This window comes from Leptolyngbya sp. NIES-2104, from assembly GCF_001485215.1.
Classification (GTDB): Bacteria; Cyanobacteriota; Cyanobacteriia; order Leptolyngbyales; family Leptolyngbyaceae; genus Leptolyngbya.
Map to the genome: position 1 here is coordinate 843,010 of NZ_BBWW01000001.1, position 14,654 is coordinate 857,663.

Annotated in this window: 14 protein-coding genes; 7 read left to right on the forward strand and 7 right to left on the reverse strand. The window is 47.4% G+C overall.

Translation table 11 applies throughout. The features are described from left to right. The first annotated feature begins 69 nt into the window (after positions 1–69). On the forward strand, positions 70–1,716 hold the full coding sequence (locus tag NIES2104_RS03855) for an iron ABC transporter permease (protein WP_058995907.1): 1,647 nt from the start codon (positions 70–72) through the stop codon (positions 1,714–1,716). Here NIES2104_RS03855 and sppA read toward each other — a convergent pair. Beyond that, positions 1,702–3,507, reverse strand: coding sequence for a signal peptide peptidase SppA (gene sppA, locus NIES2104_RS03860; RefSeq protein ID WP_058995909.1), 1,806 nt, complete (start codon positions 3,505–3,507; stop codon positions 1,702–1,704). The genes NIES2104_RS03855 and sppA overlap by 15 nt on opposite strands. Before the next feature lie 188 nt (positions 3,508–3,695). Between sppA and NIES2104_RS03865 the strand changes: the two genes are divergently transcribed. After that, entirely contained in the window at positions 3,696–4,847 is a 1,152-nt protein-coding gene (locus tag NIES2104_RS03865) for a DMT family transporter (RefSeq protein WP_058995911.1), read from the forward strand. A gap of 27 nt (positions 4,848–4,874) precedes the next feature. Next, entirely contained in the window at positions 4,875–5,108 is a 234-nt protein-coding gene (locus tag NIES2104_RS03870; protein ID WP_058995913.1) for a hypothetical protein, read from the forward strand. Positions 5,109–5,153: 45 nt separating this feature from the next. On the opposite strand, the gene NIES2104_RS03875 is transcribed toward NIES2104_RS03870, so the two are convergent. Continuing rightward, the gene (locus NIES2104_RS03875; protein ID WP_058995915.1) at positions 5,154–5,522 is read right to left on the reverse strand and encodes a ketosteroid isomerase family protein; all 369 of its coding nucleotides are present in this window, start codon (positions 5,520–5,522) and stop codon (positions 5,154–5,156) included. A 122-nt stretch (positions 5,523–5,644) separates the two neighbouring features. Between NIES2104_RS03875 and NIES2104_RS03880 the strand changes: the two genes are divergently transcribed. Genes NIES2104_RS03880 through arfB form a run of 3 tightly spaced genes read left to right on the forward strand, consistent with a single transcriptional unit; the run spans position 5,645 to position 7,847 of the window. After that, positions 5,645–6,466: a Uma2 family endonuclease gene (locus tag NIES2104_RS03880; protein WP_058995917.1), complete on the forward strand. Its 822-nt coding sequence runs from the start codon at positions 5,645–5,647 to the stop codon at positions 6,464–6,466. A 31-nt stretch (positions 6,467–6,497) separates the two neighbouring features. Further along, on the forward strand, positions 6,498–7,415 hold the full coding sequence (queG, locus tag NIES2104_RS03885) for a tRNA epoxyqueuosine(34) reductase QueG (RefSeq protein ID WP_058995919.1): 918 nt from the start codon (positions 6,498–6,500) through the stop codon (positions 7,413–7,415). A gap of 15 nt (positions 7,416–7,430) precedes the next feature. Next, positions 7,431–7,847 carry an alternative ribosome rescue aminoacyl-tRNA hydrolase ArfB gene (gene arfB / locus NIES2104_RS03890; protein ID WP_058995921.1) on the forward strand — a complete coding sequence of 139 codons (417 nt, stop codon included), beginning with the start codon at positions 7,431–7,433 and terminating at the stop codon, positions 7,845–7,847. Here arfB and NIES2104_RS03895 read toward each other — a convergent pair. The 3 genes from NIES2104_RS03895 to NIES2104_RS03905 are packed head-to-tail and all read right to left on the reverse strand — an operon-like array spanning position 7,844 to position 11,172. Continuing rightward, a complete protein-coding gene (locus NIES2104_RS03895) occupies positions 7,844–8,095 on the reverse strand; it encodes a hypothetical protein (RefSeq protein WP_225895202.1) in 252 nt (83 codons plus the stop codon). The two genes, arfB and NIES2104_RS03895, sit on opposite strands and share 4 nt — an antisense overlap. A gap of 1 nt (position 8,096) precedes the next feature. Beyond that, positions 8,097–10,355, reverse strand: coding sequence for a CHASE2 domain-containing protein (locus NIES2104_RS03900; protein ID WP_058995923.1), 2,259 nt, complete (start codon positions 10,353–10,355; stop codon positions 8,097–8,099). Beyond that, complete coding sequence (locus NIES2104_RS03905) at positions 10,336–11,172, reverse strand: FecR domain-containing protein (RefSeq protein WP_072218024.1); 837 nt, start codon at positions 11,170–11,172, stop codon at positions 10,336–10,338. Before NIES2104_RS03905 ends, NIES2104_RS03900 begins: the two co-directional genes overlap by 20 nt. Positions 11,173–11,334: 162 nt before the next feature. Here NIES2104_RS03905 and NIES2104_RS03910 point away from each other — a divergent pair, with 162 nt between their 5' ends. Further along, the gene (locus NIES2104_RS03910; RefSeq protein ID WP_058995925.1) at positions 11,335–13,302 is read left to right on the forward strand and encodes an FAD-dependent oxidoreductase; all 1,968 of its coding nucleotides are present in this window, start codon (positions 11,335–11,337) and stop codon (positions 13,300–13,302) included. Between the two features lie 59 nt (positions 13,303–13,361). Here the strand turns inward: NIES2104_RS03910 and NIES2104_RS30580 are convergent, their stop codons facing one another. Both NIES2104_RS30580 and NIES2104_RS03915 read right to left on the reverse strand, forming a co-directional pair. Beyond that, positions 13,362–13,538, reverse strand: coding sequence for a chlorophyll a/b-binding protein (locus tag NIES2104_RS30580; protein WP_063270199.1), 177 nt, complete (start codon positions 13,536–13,538; stop codon positions 13,362–13,364). Positions 13,539–13,546: 8 nt separating this feature from the next. Beyond that, a complete protein-coding gene (locus tag NIES2104_RS03915; protein WP_058995927.1) occupies positions 13,547–14,533 on the reverse strand; it encodes a succinate dehydrogenase/fumarate reductase iron-sulfur subunit in 987 nt (328 codons plus the stop codon). Positions 14,534–14,654 lie beyond the last annotated feature (121 nt).

Sequence of the window (14,654 nt, forward strand, 5' to 3'; positions counted from 1 at the left end):
CTTATTGAGATTTATCATCAACAATTTTGGAACTCCAGTAAAGTAGTTTGAAAGATTTATTGAGCGGATATGCAACTTTCACAAGGAAAAACAGCGTTAAGTGGGTGGACGATGATCGTGATTGCGATCGCTGGATTGATCGCGCTCCCGATTATTGCGGTACTCAGCGGATTATTTGCGGATGCGCGATCGGTCTGGCAGCATTTAGCTGAAACAGTCTTGTCAACCTATGTTACGAATTCATTGTCATTGATGTTCTGGGTGGGTCTGGGTGTGACTGTGATTGGAACTGGAGCGGCTTGGCTCGTGACGATGTGCCGTTTTCCAGGGAGTCGAATTTTTACTTGGGCGCTGTTGTTACCGTTAGCTGCACCCGCTTATATCTTGGCGTACACTTATACGGATTTGCTCGATTTCTATGGCATTGTGCAGACGAGTTTGCGATCGTGGTTCGGATGGAAAACAATGCAGGATTACTGGTTTCCCACGGTGCGATCGCTTTGGGGTGCGGCTTTAATGTTGGTACTGGTGCTGTATCCGTATGTGTATTTGTTAGCGCGATCGGCGTTCTTGTCTCAATCGGTTTGCACTTTGGAAGCAACTCGTAGTCTTGGGTGTAGTCCTTGGCAGAGTTTTAGAAAAGTCGCGTTACCGTTGGCGCGTCCTGCGATCGTGGCTGGATTGTCGCTGGCATTGATGGAAACTTTGAATGACTATGCAACTGTTCAATTTTTTGAAGTCAGTACGTTTACAACAGGAATTTACCGCACTTGGTTTGGATTGGGTGAAAGACTTGCGGCAACACAATTAGCAGCATTTCTGTTGATCTTCATTTTTGCATTAATTCTGTTAGAGCAATTCTCACGGGGACGAGGGAAGTACTATCAATCGAGTCGTTCGCAATCGATTCAGAAATATCCGCTTCGGGGATTTAGAGCGATCGCAGCTTTCTTGTTCTGCATTGTGCCGTTGTTACTGGGCTTCTTTGTGCCTGGAGCATTTTTGCTCAAGATGACATTGGACAATTGGGAGGAAGTTTTTGATCAGCGATTTTGGACATTTGCCAGCAATAGTTTGATCGTGTCAGGGGTGGCGGCATTGGTCGCGATCGTTATCGGGATTATTCTGGCGTATGGGCTGAGATTAAATCGATCGATCACAATGCGGGTGGCGACTTACATAGCCTCAATGGGTTATGCAGTCCCTGGATCAGTCATTGCGGTTGGGATTTTAGTGCCGTTCGGATTGTTTGATAATGCGATCGATAGCTGGATGCGATCGACCTTTAATGTTTCAACCGGATTGCTACTAAGCGGAACTATCTTTGCGCTAATCTTTGCTTATTTAGTTCGATTCTTAGCATTGTCATTCAATAGCATCGAATCCAGCTTGACCAATATTAAACCGAGCTTAGATGATGCCTCTCGTAGCCTAGGATTTGGGGCAACCAATACATTGTTCCGAATTCATATTCCGTTGCTTTGGAAAGGAGTGTTAGCAGCGGCAATCTTAGTGTTTGTCGATGTGATGAAAGAGCTATCGGCAACATTGATTATTCGACCGTTTAACTTTGATACGTTAGCGGTTCATGTTTACAATCTCGCCTCTGATGAGCGATTAGCAGAAGCATCCGGATCAGCACTCGCGATCGTGCTGGTCGGATTGATTCCAGTCATACTACTGAGTTGGCAAATGGAGCAATCAACGAATCGATAAATCAAACGGCAGTCTTAAATACACATCTTTGGGATCATTCATTGCTTTCAAGCTCTCAAGCTCAGTCTGCAATTTCTTCATCTCAGTCGTGAGTGGATCGATCTGCGGTTCAGATTCCCGCACCATTGCACCTGTGAGCGTTTCAATCAAGCGCTCCTCAAACGATCGCGATTTTGGATATTCCTCAATTCGCCAATCCTCTCCAAGGTTCGCTTTATTCGCTGCTGCTCGAATCGCATCTTCGAGTCCGCCCAGTTGATCGACTAAGCCGATCGATTTCGCCTGAGTCCCCGACCAGACCCGACCTTGAGCAATTTCCGCAACTCTCGATCGTTCCAGCTTGCGTGAGTCTGAGACTTTTTTGATGAACTGATCGTAGAAGCGATCGACGGATGCTTGAATAATTTTTAGCTCTTCTGGAGTCTTCGGACGGGAAACCGTTTGACTATCTGCAAAGCGTCCCGTTTTCACCACATCCCAAGTAATGCCGTTTTGATTGGCGACTTGTTGCACGTTGATAATTCTGCCGAAAACCCCGATCGAACCTGTGATCGTCGTCGGTTCTGCAAAAATCTGACTCGCATACGTCGAAATCCAATAGCCGCCCGATGCCGCGACATTTCCCATCGACACAATCACAGGTTTCTTTTGATTCGTTAAAATCACTTCGCGCTGAATAATATCGGAAGCAGTTGCACTACCACCAGGACTATTCACTCTTAGAACAACGGCTTTGACCTCATCATCTAATCGTAAATCGCGCAGTTGTCTTGCTAATCGATCGCCTCCAATCTGTCCCGCAGCACCTTGACCATTAACGATTTCACCTTCGGCATAGAGAATCGCAATCTGATTTCTGCTTGATTTCGATTCGTTTTTATCTTCTGCAACTCGTGAATAGGTTCTCAAGTTAATTTGTCGAAATGACTGAGTTTCCTCATCTTCTCCGGTGAGCTTCTTCAACTCCGCAACCATTTCATCCGAGTACGCAATGCGATCGACTAATTTCTCTTTGAGCGCTTCGTCTGGCTCTAACTGTCCAGAGCGATCAGCAATTGCCTGTAATTGCTTTGTGGGAATGTTTCTTGCCTTACTTGTCGTACTGAGAAAATCTGTCCAAATATCTCCGAGCAACTTTCGGGTTTGTTCTCGATCGGCAGCACTGCGGCGATTCTGCAAAAATGGCTCAACCGCCGATTTGTATTTTCCAACTCGTGTGACTTGAACCCCGATACCAAATCGCTGAAGTGCACGAGCGAAAAACAGACCTTCTGAACTCAAGCCATTTGCTTCTAGTCCACCGATCGGATTGACTGCGATCGTATCTGCGATCGATGCCAAATAATATTCGCGTTCTTGCCATTCCACATCGTACGCAAAAATCTTCTTGCCGCTGCCTTTAAATCGCTCTAAGGCTTCACGGACTTCGCGTAATGTTGCGTATCCGGTTGTACTTCCACTACCGCCTTTGAGGTAAATGCCGACAATTCGACTATCTTTCGCAGCTTCATCGATCGAGGTTAACACCGATCGCAGACTGACCGTATTCGGGCGACCTCCCGCGATCGCATCGTTGAGCACATCACGAGTACTTGCACTCGCGGGCGCGTCGGTAATCGTTTGCGCCAGATCGAACACCAACACAGACTTATCTCGAACCGTAGGACCCGAATCACGAGCTGCCAGCATTGAAAGCGAAATCAGCAGCAAGAGCATCCCGCCCACACTGATACCCAGAAAAATGAATAGAGCTAGTAACGTAGCAAGAGTTTGTTTGAGAAAGTCACGCATACAAGTTAGAGAAGCATCCGAGAATGTCGCTTTTCCATGCTACATCCGATTTTGCGAATTCGAGGGAACACGTTTGCTCTGCGTGGCGAAGCCATCGCTGACAAATCCCGAAAAAGTGGGTTCATCAGTTCTTTACGGGGAACACTACTTTATGAAGTTTTTAACCGCCGATTCAAGGGTGAACTGTCATGGATCGATCGCTGGGTGATGCCCCTCTACCAAGCCAACCGAACCGAGATGCGGAATTGCAGGAAATTCAAGACCTGCAAGCAACTAAGGCACAACTGCAAAAAGAGGTCGAGGAATTGCGGGCACTATGCGGGGCGAAGCCGCCGCAGTTTACCGCGCTCAAAGTGCGTGAACCCAAATTCTCGAAAGCCAAAATCGGACTGTGGCTGATTCTGGTTTCGACTTTGGCACTGTCGATTCATAACGTGATTGTGCGAATTACGATCGGGCAACGGGTAAATCTATTCGGTTTGTTCTCGGTAGGCGGATTGATTCAACCGACGATCGGCAATTCACTCCTCGTTCTCTGGTTACGAATGCTGATTGTAGTGCCGCTGATGATGGGGATTGCGGGTTGGATTTATCCTTCAGCGTGGCGGGATTTACAGCGGTTGATTCTGAGCCGCGATCGTCGTTCTTTGTGGCACATTATCGGCAGTGGAGCGTTTCTCTTTTTGTCGCAAGTGCTGATTTATATTGCGATCGCTCAAATCGGTCCGGGTGCAGCGGTAACAATTCTCTTCATGTATCCGCTGATCACGGTTCCCTTAGCTTGGTGGTTATTTCACGATCGACCGACTCGTTTAAGAATCGCTGTGATGTCTTTGATTCTAATCGGGGTCGTTCTCACCGCAATTCCCAGTTTAGGAGCCGCAAAAATTGGGGGTGGTGTGGTCACAGCAGTATTCTCAGGAATTGCCTTCGCGCTGTATCTGATTCTGATGCAGCTTGGATTTCGGAAGGCGCATCCGGTTCCGGTGAGTGTGATTCAGTTTATGACAGTGCTGGTGTTATCGAGCGTGAGTTTATCACTGCCGATTTCACTGGGCGTTTCGGTCTTGCCTGCTGCGAGAATTGGATTTTTGGGGGGTGGCTTGGTTCTAGGAGTCTTTACCCTCGTGGGCTATTTGGCGAATAACTTTGGAGTGCGATACATGGGAGCGGCGCAGGCTTCGATTATTGCGTCGAGTGGTCCTGTGATAACCGCAGTTTTGGCGGCGTTAATCATTCGCACGAAGCTCGATTGGGTTCAAATTGTCGGAATTTTGCTTGTGACGATCGGGGTGACTGCGCTGAGTTTTGAACGAATGAGAAAAACAAAAGCAGCATAATGGTAAAGGTGTTCATTGAGAGAAACGATGCGATTTTCGGTGTCGAGTGGATCGGGGCAAGTGTTGGCAAATGGCAGATTAGTGATTCAAACCGATGAATCGGGAGTCCAGCGATTGTGCTTTGAAAGCGATCGCGGCACGTTCATCACAGGCGGCGAAATTGCTCCAGATGGCGATCTGACCGAGGCAGCGAAAGAACTGTATCGAGAGTTCTTCCTCGCTTGGGGTGTGATGGGAATTACGATGACCTCGATCGCTTAACCACAAAAAAGAACGTGGCAAACTTCACCACGTTCTTTTCAAATTTTATTGACGCAATTTGACGAGTTCTTGCGGCGACGCATTCAATTTAATTCGGACAAATGCAATTTGATCATTGGAGTTCAGCGTAAAATTCCAAGTCACATTGACCCCAAACATCGGCATTTGAACTCGCCCAGTGATTTGATACTCTGAGTCTGTGACCACTCCAGCGTGCGGCAGTGCCATTAAGCCGATCGCTTCTTTCTTGAGATAGTTCGCGATCGCGTCGCGTCCCTCGATTGGTTTTTCAAACGGAGGTTGCATCGCACCGTCGATCGCAAAGAGTTCACTGGTCGCCTCAAATTCGCCAACGTTCAGCGTTTCAAAGTATTGCAGAATAGTTGGGTGCGAAATTCCGTCGATCGCTTGCATAAGGTTTCTGCCAAATCTAAACTCAGCCTACTAAACCGAACGCGATGACTCCTACTGACCTCAAGACGTATCTTCCTGTAAATCTTTTAGAATGTAGGTAAATCAGTTCTAATGATGCCGCTATGGTTCAAGCTGACCCCAATCGTGCAATTTTGCCATCGATCGCTGAGCTTCCTTGTTCAGATGATATTCCTGTGGATAACGAGAATCAGAATTTTATTCCAAATCTATTGCGATTTCTCTTGCAAGTCATTTGGCAAGATCGAATCGATTGGTTTTATGCAGTCAATATGGGCGTTTACCACACGACAGGCGTAAATCCTAGAGTCCCGATTGTCCCCGATGCGTTTCTTTGCCTAGGGGTCGAGCGGCGGAAACAGAGTCTTCAGGGAAGAGGTCGATCGAGCTATGTGACATGGGAGGAAAATTACATTCCACCGATTCTGACGCTGGAAGTTGTGTCTCAGACTTACGGTGGTGAGTACGATGAGAAAATGCAAATTTATGCAAGGCTAGGAGTCTTGTACTATGTCATCTACAATCCTGAGTTTTGGCGACGCGATCAGCACCAACCGTTTGAAGTCTACAAATTAATCAATGGTGTGTATCAGCTACAAATCGGTGAACCTCTTTGGATGCCAGAAATCGGATTAGGGATCGGGCGATTTCATTGTGCTTCTGCGCCTGTCAATCAAGAAGCATTAGCTTGGTATGATGCGACAAGTACACGCTATCTGTTATCCGAGGAGCGTTTCGCTCAAGAACAACAACGCGCAGAACAAGAACAACAACGGGCGGAACAAGAGCGACAACGAGCAGAACAAGAACGACAAACTAGATTAGATGCGGTGTCGAGATTGTTAAGCATGGGTCTGAGTGTGGAGCAGGTGGCGGAAGCGTTGAGTTTGTCGATCGGAGAAGTGCGATCGCAGCTTAATCCTTAAAAAAATCTCCTTTTGATGAGTCGGTGCAGCGATGGAATTAGAGATAAAGCAAAAAGCGATCGAGCTTGGTTTCCATAAAGTCGGAATTGCTTCGGTCGCTAATCCGGCTCAATATCAAGCGATCGAAGCGTTGCAGAAATGGCTCGATCGAGGATTTCAAGCCGATATGGACTGGATGAACAATCCCAAACGCCAAGATATTCGCGAGTTAGTTCCAGGTGCAAAATCAATCATTTGTGTTGCTCTGAACTATTACACTTCGCAGCAACGACCAGAGGGAAAAGACTATGCGAAAATTTCTCGCTATGGTTGGGGACGTGACTATCACCGAATTCTGCACAAAAAACTCAAAGCATTTTCAACCTGGTTAGAACGGGACGGAGTTCAGGCGCGTTACTTTGCAGATACGGCTCCGGTACAAGACAAGTTCTGGGCACAGCAAGCGGGACTGGGATGGATTGCTAAGAATGGGAATGTGATTACACGAGAGTATGGCTCCTGGGTGTTTCTCGGTGGGATTGTAACCAATTTAGAATTAGCTGTTGATCAACCTCATACGCCACACTGCGGAACCTGTACGCGCTGCATTGATGCCTGTCCCACGAATGCAATTACTGAACCGTTTGTGATTGATGCGAATCGGTGTATTGCTTATCATACGATCGAGAATCGCTCAGAAACATTGCCAGATATTGATCTCAAAGGTTGGGTGGCAGGTTGCGATATCTGTCAGGATGTGTGCCCGTGGAATCAGCGATTTGCTCAAGAAACCGATGTCGAAGATTTTCAACCGCGATCGTGGAATATTGCACCCACTTTGCAAGAACTCTCAGAACTCTCAGAAGCAGAATACGATCGACGATTCACAGGATCTGCCTTGCGACGCATCAAAATCCATATGTGGAGAAGGAACGCTCAGGCAAACTTAGATTACGCTGAAAGAGAATAATCGAGTCTCAGAACCATGCTACAGATTTCTAAAGCGATCGCCCTTCCAGATTCAGAGATCGAACTCAGTGCGGTTCGTTCTCAAGGTGCAGGCGGACAGAACGTAAACAAAGTTGCAACCGCGATTCATTTGCGGTTTGATATTGCGGCTTCTTCATTGCCCGATCGCATTAAAACGCGACTGTTAGAACTGAGTGACAACCGTATCACTAAAGAGGGTGTTGTTGTCATCAAAGCGCAATCACACCGCACACAAGAACAGAATCGCGAAGAAGCCTTAAAACGGCTGAAAGAGTTGATTCAAAGCGCGATGATTGTTCCAAAAAAACGCAAGCCGACGATTCCAAGTCGGGGCGCTCAAGAAAAACGATTGGATAGCAAAACCAAGCGCGGACAAGTCAAAGCACTACGCGGCAAAGTGACGGACGATTAGAACACACGATAGTAAGACAGCACTTCAAACAGTAGAGCCGCAATGATTGGAACGACGATCGGAATGACAACGACAAAGCCCCATTTATCAAAGCGGATCGGCTGATCTTTGGGTTTGAGAATATATGCACCTGCGGCAATTCCAGCGATCGTTAAAACAATGCCGAACACCAGAAAGATCACAAATCCCGATTGTGGAACACCCATCGCTTTACCCAGTACTACCTCAAATCCTAAGACGATCGACATCCTAATCTTCTCTAACTGCTGATAGGTTTTCGGCAGCTCGGACTAGAAACTTCACTGTAAAAATCGTCCAGCGATTCGCGCTCGTGACTTCGATCGTACCTTGCAGCGATTCTACCAGTTTCTTCACCAGTGCAAGCCCTAACCCTGATCCGCCCTGTCTCCAGGGATCAGCATTCGGCACTCGATAAAAGCGCTCAAAAATTCTCGATCGAGCCTCTTCCGAAATCTCAACACCCGAATTTTTCACATTAAATTCGATCTGATCCCCGACTGCATCGACCGATAAAACAATTTGCTCATTCGGAGGTGTGTACTTACAAGCATTGTTGAGGAGTTCAACTAAGATGCGCTCTAATGCGGCTCGATCGCTGTAGAACAAGGGCAAAGACGGATCAAGCACGATCGAGAACGATTGCTGTCGGGATTCTGTTCGTTGATCGAAGGGTTCTAACAGTTCAGGTAGCCAACGGTGTAAGGAAATTGCGGTCATCTCAAAAGCTTGCCGACCTGATTCCAATCGCTGAAGATCGAGCAGTGTGTTAACTAGATCTGATTCGCGATTGCATTCATTATCGAGGATTCTTAAGTAGTATTCTTTCTGTGTATCAGTTTTGGCAATCTTCAATAACTGAATCGCCATTTTCATATTCGTTAGTGGTGTCCTTAGTTCGTGCGAAACGGTGCTTAAAAATTCGTCTTTTAATTCACTGAGTTGATGTAATTCGTTAATTTGATCGTCTAAATCGAGTTCGATCGCTTTTCGCAGCGTGATATCTTCTAGCACAATCAGAATGCCATCCTCACGCACCTCTAGCGGCTCAATCTGAAAACAAAACCATTGTTCCTGACGCTGTTTCTCGATCGATACAGAATGCGGATCTCTCAAAACTTGCCGCCAATCATTCATCCCAATCCAGTTCGGAACTAGAATCGACTCTAGCAAACTCCCAACCTGAAGATTGAACACCGAAGCCGCGATCGGGTTACAAAACCAAACTCGCCCCTCTAAATCACAAGCAACTAGCCCGATCGGTAAATTTCGAGCGATCGCGGCTTGAGTCGCTTGCGATCGACCGAGTTGATCTGCTAGCGAGGTTAATTGAGCGATTTGCTGAAGAGAAGTATCAGAAGACTGCTCTAAAATCGGTTGCGTCACTAATTCCGATTCGTAGCGTTGTTGAAGTTGACCGATTTGTTGTTGTAAGGTGCGATTAATTCTCGATCGCTCAACTAGAATCATTGTGATCGAATTCGTGGTCATGAGTCCAATCGGTAACGCGACTGGAGCAAGATAATTTGCTTTAAGTAAGACCACACTGATCCCAACCCAGCTAAGAATTCCGACGGCTGCGATCGCGATTTGAATCCCTGTTCTCCAGAAACTCAGCAACAGACTAAAACCGAAACCCCCGATCGCAAAAATCAGAACGTCCATTCCTCCTGTGATCGGCGTTAACGAATTTCGCTGCAACAAGTTATCGGTCAGCGTTGCCTGAACGTGTACACCACTTGCAGGCGGAACTTGATCAAACGGAGTCGGAGCCGCATCGATCGCGGATGCAGTTACCCCCACAATCACAATTTTGTCTTGGAATACCCGATCCGGCACTTCCCCCCGAACGACGCTGTTAAAGGAATACTGAGGAATGCGATCGACCGATCCAACCCAATTTAGCCACAGTCGCTGACTCAAATCCGGCGAAGTAATCGCTTCTCGAAACACCGAGTAGGTCATCGTCGCCGCCACCCCAAACGACAACACCCCGTTCGCATCCGGTTCAACTGATCGCGTAATTCCATCTTCGTCTGGCTGAACTCGAATATGTCCAGTGCCGACCGCCGCAGTTTTCAGCCTGGGAACCGGAAGTAGCGGATTACTCTCGCCATCACCCATTGCTAAAACTACTCGATTCGATTGCTCGATCACTTTCGCAAGCGCCTCATCATCAGGAGTTGGTTCCGAAAACAATAAATCGATCGCAATCACACTGGCATTAGCGCGAGTTAAGCGATCGATCAATCCGACGTATTCCTTTCGCTTCCAGGGAAATCGTCCAATCTGTTTAATACTGTCATCATCAATCTTGACAAGGACTAACCGACTGTCCCATTGTCGCGCTCCACGCAGTCGAAACAGAGCCGAATAACCGATCTGCTCAAACGGTTTGAGCGCATCAACATGAAGCAAACTCGCCATCAGAATTGTCGCGATCGCGCCTGGGATCAAGCGCCATCCTGCTCTACCGAAGCGCCAGTTCATACGTTTGAGATTTTCCCAATGGAGTTGTGACCACGACGCGAACCCTCAAAAACGACGAAGCAAAAACGACCGAACTCCGAAACGTCCCGTTCTCATCGACACTCTGCTGTACCCCATTCACCGTTACGACATTCACCGGATCAACCGCCCCGACAAGCTGAACTTTCCGAATGCCTCGATCGAGTAATTTCGCAAACTCTGCGGTCAATCCGGGATCATCTCGAAGGGGCACCGCTGCCCTCGGAGGCTGTCCGGGAATCGTAAAGTTTTGAAATCCTGCTGGAACTTCGACTTGAACCCCCTGAGCCTCGGTCACGACTGCGCCTTCAAGCGTTGCGATCGCGGTTTTGCCATTCGGCTGCACCACAACCCCAAATTCTGTTCCTCGTATCCCACTGAATCCCGCAGGAGTCCGGATTCTCAATTCAGAATTCGGACTGGTAAAGCGACGTAACTTCAACCGCACTTGTCCGCGTGTGACATCGAGATGCGTGATTCTGCCGTTATCCGGTGCCGTGTCTAATCGCTGCACTCTCAGGCTGGTATATTCAAGAACGTTAAGCACACCAACCCCAGTATCCAAAAGCAAATTTGCTCCAGATTGAGTCCCTGTGGTAATTCCATCGCCCACTACTTCTAATCGATCGCCCACACGAGCCGCTCTCGAAATAGACGAACGATCGTAGCTCACCGTTCCCGACACTTGTTGAATCGACAACCAGCGATCGACTCTTACACTTAAGTCTCTCGGTTGTGCAAAAGCCGGAATTTGGATACAAAATGCAAAAAGAAAACTAGATAAAGCAGTAAATTTCATGAGCAAGATTTTTGCATATTTCTGAGTGAACGTATATTTTACGTTTCCAACAGAATATCTAAAATTGCAACAATTAGGTGCATTGACTCTTCATTTAATCTGTACATTCTGCAAAAAAATACAGATGTTCTTTGCACAATTTAGTGACGTGAGATTCGTTTAATGCTGAAATTTTTCTTGCGGTTTGGAATGGGACTAGGCTTGATTTTTCTACTTCCAATCCCGCCCATTTATGCCCAAACTCCTCGATCGATTGATCAACAAGTCAACTGCGAAATCATGATTGTCGGGGCGGGAACGGCGGGAGTTGCTGCCGCTTATGAATCCCTCAAAGCGGGTCGTACGGTCTGTATGACCGAGATTACTGATTGGATCGGCGGACAGGTTTCCTCTCAGGGAACTTCAGCCCTTGATGAAAAACCAACGCAGCGATCGCGCTCATTTTTTCCACGCGGCTACACCGATTTTCGCCAGCGAATTTTATCCCAAAACGAAGGAAAAAATCCGGGTGCCTGTTGGGTAAGTCTTGTCTGTTTCATGCCAAAAGAAGGTCATGAATTATTACAAACGATGCTACGAGAGGCAGAAAAAGAAGGAAAAGGGAAACTCTATTTTTTCCCGAATACTGTCGCAAAATCAGTCGCAACTTCGGGCACTCAAATTCAATCGATTCGCGCCATTAAACACCGTCCCGCCCCGAACGCGCCACCCCTTAATACCTATCCGTTATCACAAACAATTACCGATAGTTATACCGAACAAAATTCACCCCTATTTCAAAAGAAAATCATTCAATTCGTGCCGCCTGCTTCTGGAAAGTGGTACGTCATTGAAGCAACAGAAACCGGGGAACTGGTCGCGCTGACGGATGTTCCGTATCAATTGGGGCTAGATGCTCGATCGTATCGCAACCCTTCTTCATCCAGCGAAACCGATTATCCTTATTGTCCTCAAGGCTATACATACACGTTCGCGATGGCAGCAACAGCGACTCCGCAACCTGCAACACCACCGGAGTTTTATTCGCGGTATGCCCAGTCTTATAGTTTCAATGACAAGCGATACGCGGACGCGCCTGAGTTGGTGTTTACCTATCGTCGAATTCGGAGTGCGGTTCCGGGGGCGGGAAGTCGATCGATAAACCCTGGCGATATCTCGATGCAAAACTGGAACTGGGGCAACGATTACGCACCGGGAACAAGCGCGGATAACTATCTCTTGTCGCGGGATCAACTTAGAGCGACTGGACAGCTTGATCCGAATGGTTGGATGGGTGGCTTCCGAGTCAGTGGACTACGAGGCGGCGAGGAACAAGCTCTTGGGTTCTTTTACTGGTTCCATTCTGGGACAACCGACGCGAAACAGCCGATCAAGAAACCCTTTCCGAATCTGCAATATCTTTCCGGGCTAGATTCTCCGATGGGTACGGTGCATGGATTGTCCAAGTACCCTTATATGCGCGAATCGCGTCGAATTATTGGGCGACCTGCTTACGGCTATCCCGAAGGCTTTTTCATCGATGAAGTGACTGCCTCTCGAAAAGATTTTAGTCAGGAGTACTATCAGAATCTGGGAGAGCGAACCTTCCGAAACATTGCAACCTCGATCGCGGGTTTGCGAACGATCGATGTGATTCGCGATCGCGTTGATCCGAAAACTGTAAAAACTTTAGGTCGATCGCACATTTATCCTGATAGTGTCGCGATCGGACATTACCCGCTTGATTTCCATCCCTGCATGGTCGAATCGCCCCCCGAAAAGCCCGGAAATCAAGAACGTCCGGGAGAACGACAAGGAGCCGATGATACCTATCCGTTCCAGATTCCACTCCGAGCTATGATCCCGCAGAAAATCGACAATCTAATCATCACCGGAAAAAGTTTGGCGATGAGTCATATTGCAGCAGCAGGTTATCGGGTTCACTCGATCGAATGGTCTGCGGGCGCGGCTGCGGGTACAACTGCGGCGTTTTCCCTCGAAACCGGAATTGCTCCATTTCAACTTGTGGAAAATCTACCATTACCCAGTCCCAACTTAGAGAAACTCCAACAGCGACTGAATGTCAATAAAAACCCTACAGCATTTCCAGGAACTTCGATTTTGAATACCGATTGGCGAAATTGGAAGTAAAAGACGATGCTGAATCGGGATTCACTCCAGGTTCTGCATCGTTAGAATTATTCGATCGATTAGAATCCAAGCCAAGTAAAGAAATCTTGGCGAGTGACTAACTGTAAAATCAACAAAGCCACAAATCCAATCATGGCGAATCGTCCATTGATCACTTCAGCATACGGTGTCCAACCAAAAGCAGGTTGCTTCTCGTCAGGCTCTTGAGTTTCAGGTTTAGGAGTTTCAGCAGTCATAAGTTCTATTATTTTGATTGGGCTTCAAAAGCTTGGACGGATTCGATCAGCGATCGTATCGTATCCGTTCCTTGCGATTTCTCAAACGAGAGCGGAAATTTGCCCCGCTGAATCATGCGAATTCCCAGTGGGGCAAGACTAAATAAGCCTTGTAAATCTCTGAAATTGTTCGCCACCACTTTTAAGCCGAACTGTCTTTCATCGATCCAGCCGCCTTGTTTCACAAGATTAATCAAAGTTCTACGGTGACGAATCGATCGACTTTCATCGACGATTTCACTATGCAAAATCTCATTCTTAATCTTGCCGATTTGATCCATCGGTGCGACTTCCATCGGACAGACCGAATTGCAGTAATAGCAACGAGTACAGCCCCAGACTCCACTCGTTCCCTCGTTATATTTTTCTAATCGATCGACCGTTGAATCATCCCGCGAATCCGTCACCATTCGGTAGGCTTTCGCCAGCGCATGAGGTCCCACAAACTCCGGATTAACTTCGCGGGCGTTACATTCCGAATAACACGCACCGCACATGATACAGTTTCCGGTCTGATTCAACTTGTCGCGCTCTTCTGGAGACTGGAGAAATTCACGTTCTGGCACTTGTCGCGATGCCGTACTTACATACGGATCAACTGCGTTCAGATTCGCCCAGAAGCTCGACATATCCACAACCAAATCTTTGATCACGGGCATATTTCCGAGCGGTGCGATCGTCATTTCTGGCACTTCTGCATCCGGGGCAAATCGCGCGACTTCGCTCCCCACATTCTCTTTACACGCAAGCGCCGATCGACCATTAATTCGCATCGAGCAGCTTCCACAAATCGTATTTCGGCAATTTTTCCGATATGCCAGCGACCCATCTTGCTCCCATTTAATCTGGTTGAGGCAGTCGAGAATTGTATTGCTGGGTTCCACCTCTAGCGAATACGATTCGACTCGTGGCGCAGCATTTTCAGTTTGCCGAACAATCTTAAATACGACCTGCATGAACCATCACCCAAAAAGAGCTACATCGACTGCCCTTTAGTTTAACATTGCGCTTTACCGCTGAATGTCCAGAATTCGATCGAAACCATTTACGGCTTGATCAGTTTTGTTGTTTTCTGAC

Excerpts from the sequence above, each read along its gene's own strand:
- NIES2104_RS03875 (WP_058995915.1), bottom strand. The coding sequence starts at position 5,522 with ATGCAAGCGATCGACGGAATTTCGCACCCAACTATTCTGCAATACTTT.
- arfB (WP_058995921.1), top strand. The coding sequence starts at position 7,431 with ATGCTACAGATTTCTAAAGCGATCGCCCTTCCAGATTCAGAGATCGAA.
- queG (WP_058995919.1), top strand. The coding sequence starts at position 6,498 with ATGGAATTAGAGATAAAGCAAAAAGCGATCGAGCTTGGTTTCCATAAA.
- NIES2104_RS03915 (WP_058995927.1), bottom strand. The coding sequence starts at position 14,533 with ATGCAGGTCGTATTTAAGATTGTTCGGCAAACTGAAAATGCTGCGCCA.
- NIES2104_RS03880 (WP_058995917.1), top strand. The coding sequence starts at position 5,645 with ATGGTTCAAGCTGACCCCAATCGTGCAATTTTGCCATCGATCGCTGAG.
- NIES2104_RS03900 (WP_058995923.1), bottom strand. The coding sequence starts at position 10,355 with ATGAACTGGCGCTTCGGTAGAGCAGGATGGCGCTTGATCCCAGGCGCG.
- NIES2104_RS03865 (WP_058995911.1), top strand. The coding sequence starts at position 3,696 with ATGGATCGATCGCTGGGTGATGCCCCTCTACCAAGCCAACCGAACCGA.
- sppA (WP_058995909.1), bottom strand. The coding sequence starts at position 3,507 with ATGCGTGACTTTCTCAAACAAACTCTTGCTACGTTACTAGCTCTATTC.
- NIES2104_RS03905 (WP_072218024.1), bottom strand. The coding sequence starts at position 11,172 with ATGAAATTTACTGCTTTATCTAGTTTTCTTTTTGCATTTTGTATCCAA.
- NIES2104_RS03910 (WP_058995925.1), top strand. The coding sequence starts at position 11,335 with ATGCTGAAATTTTTCTTGCGGTTTGGAATGGGACTAGGCTTGATTTTT.
- NIES2104_RS03855 (WP_058995907.1), top strand. The coding sequence starts at position 70 with ATGCAACTTTCACAAGGAAAAACAGCGTTAAGTGGGTGGACGATGATC.
- NIES2104_RS03895 (WP_225895202.1), bottom strand. The coding sequence starts at position 8,095 with ATGTCGATCGTCTTAGGATTTGAGGTAGTACTGGGTAAAGCGATGGGT.
- NIES2104_RS30580 (WP_063270199.1), bottom strand. The coding sequence starts at position 13,538 with ATGACTGCTGAAACTCCTAAACCTGAAACTCAAGAGCCTGACGAGAAG.
- NIES2104_RS03870 (WP_058995913.1), top strand. The coding sequence starts at position 4,875 with ATGCGATTTTCGGTGTCGAGTGGATCGGGGCAAGTGTTGGCAAATGGC.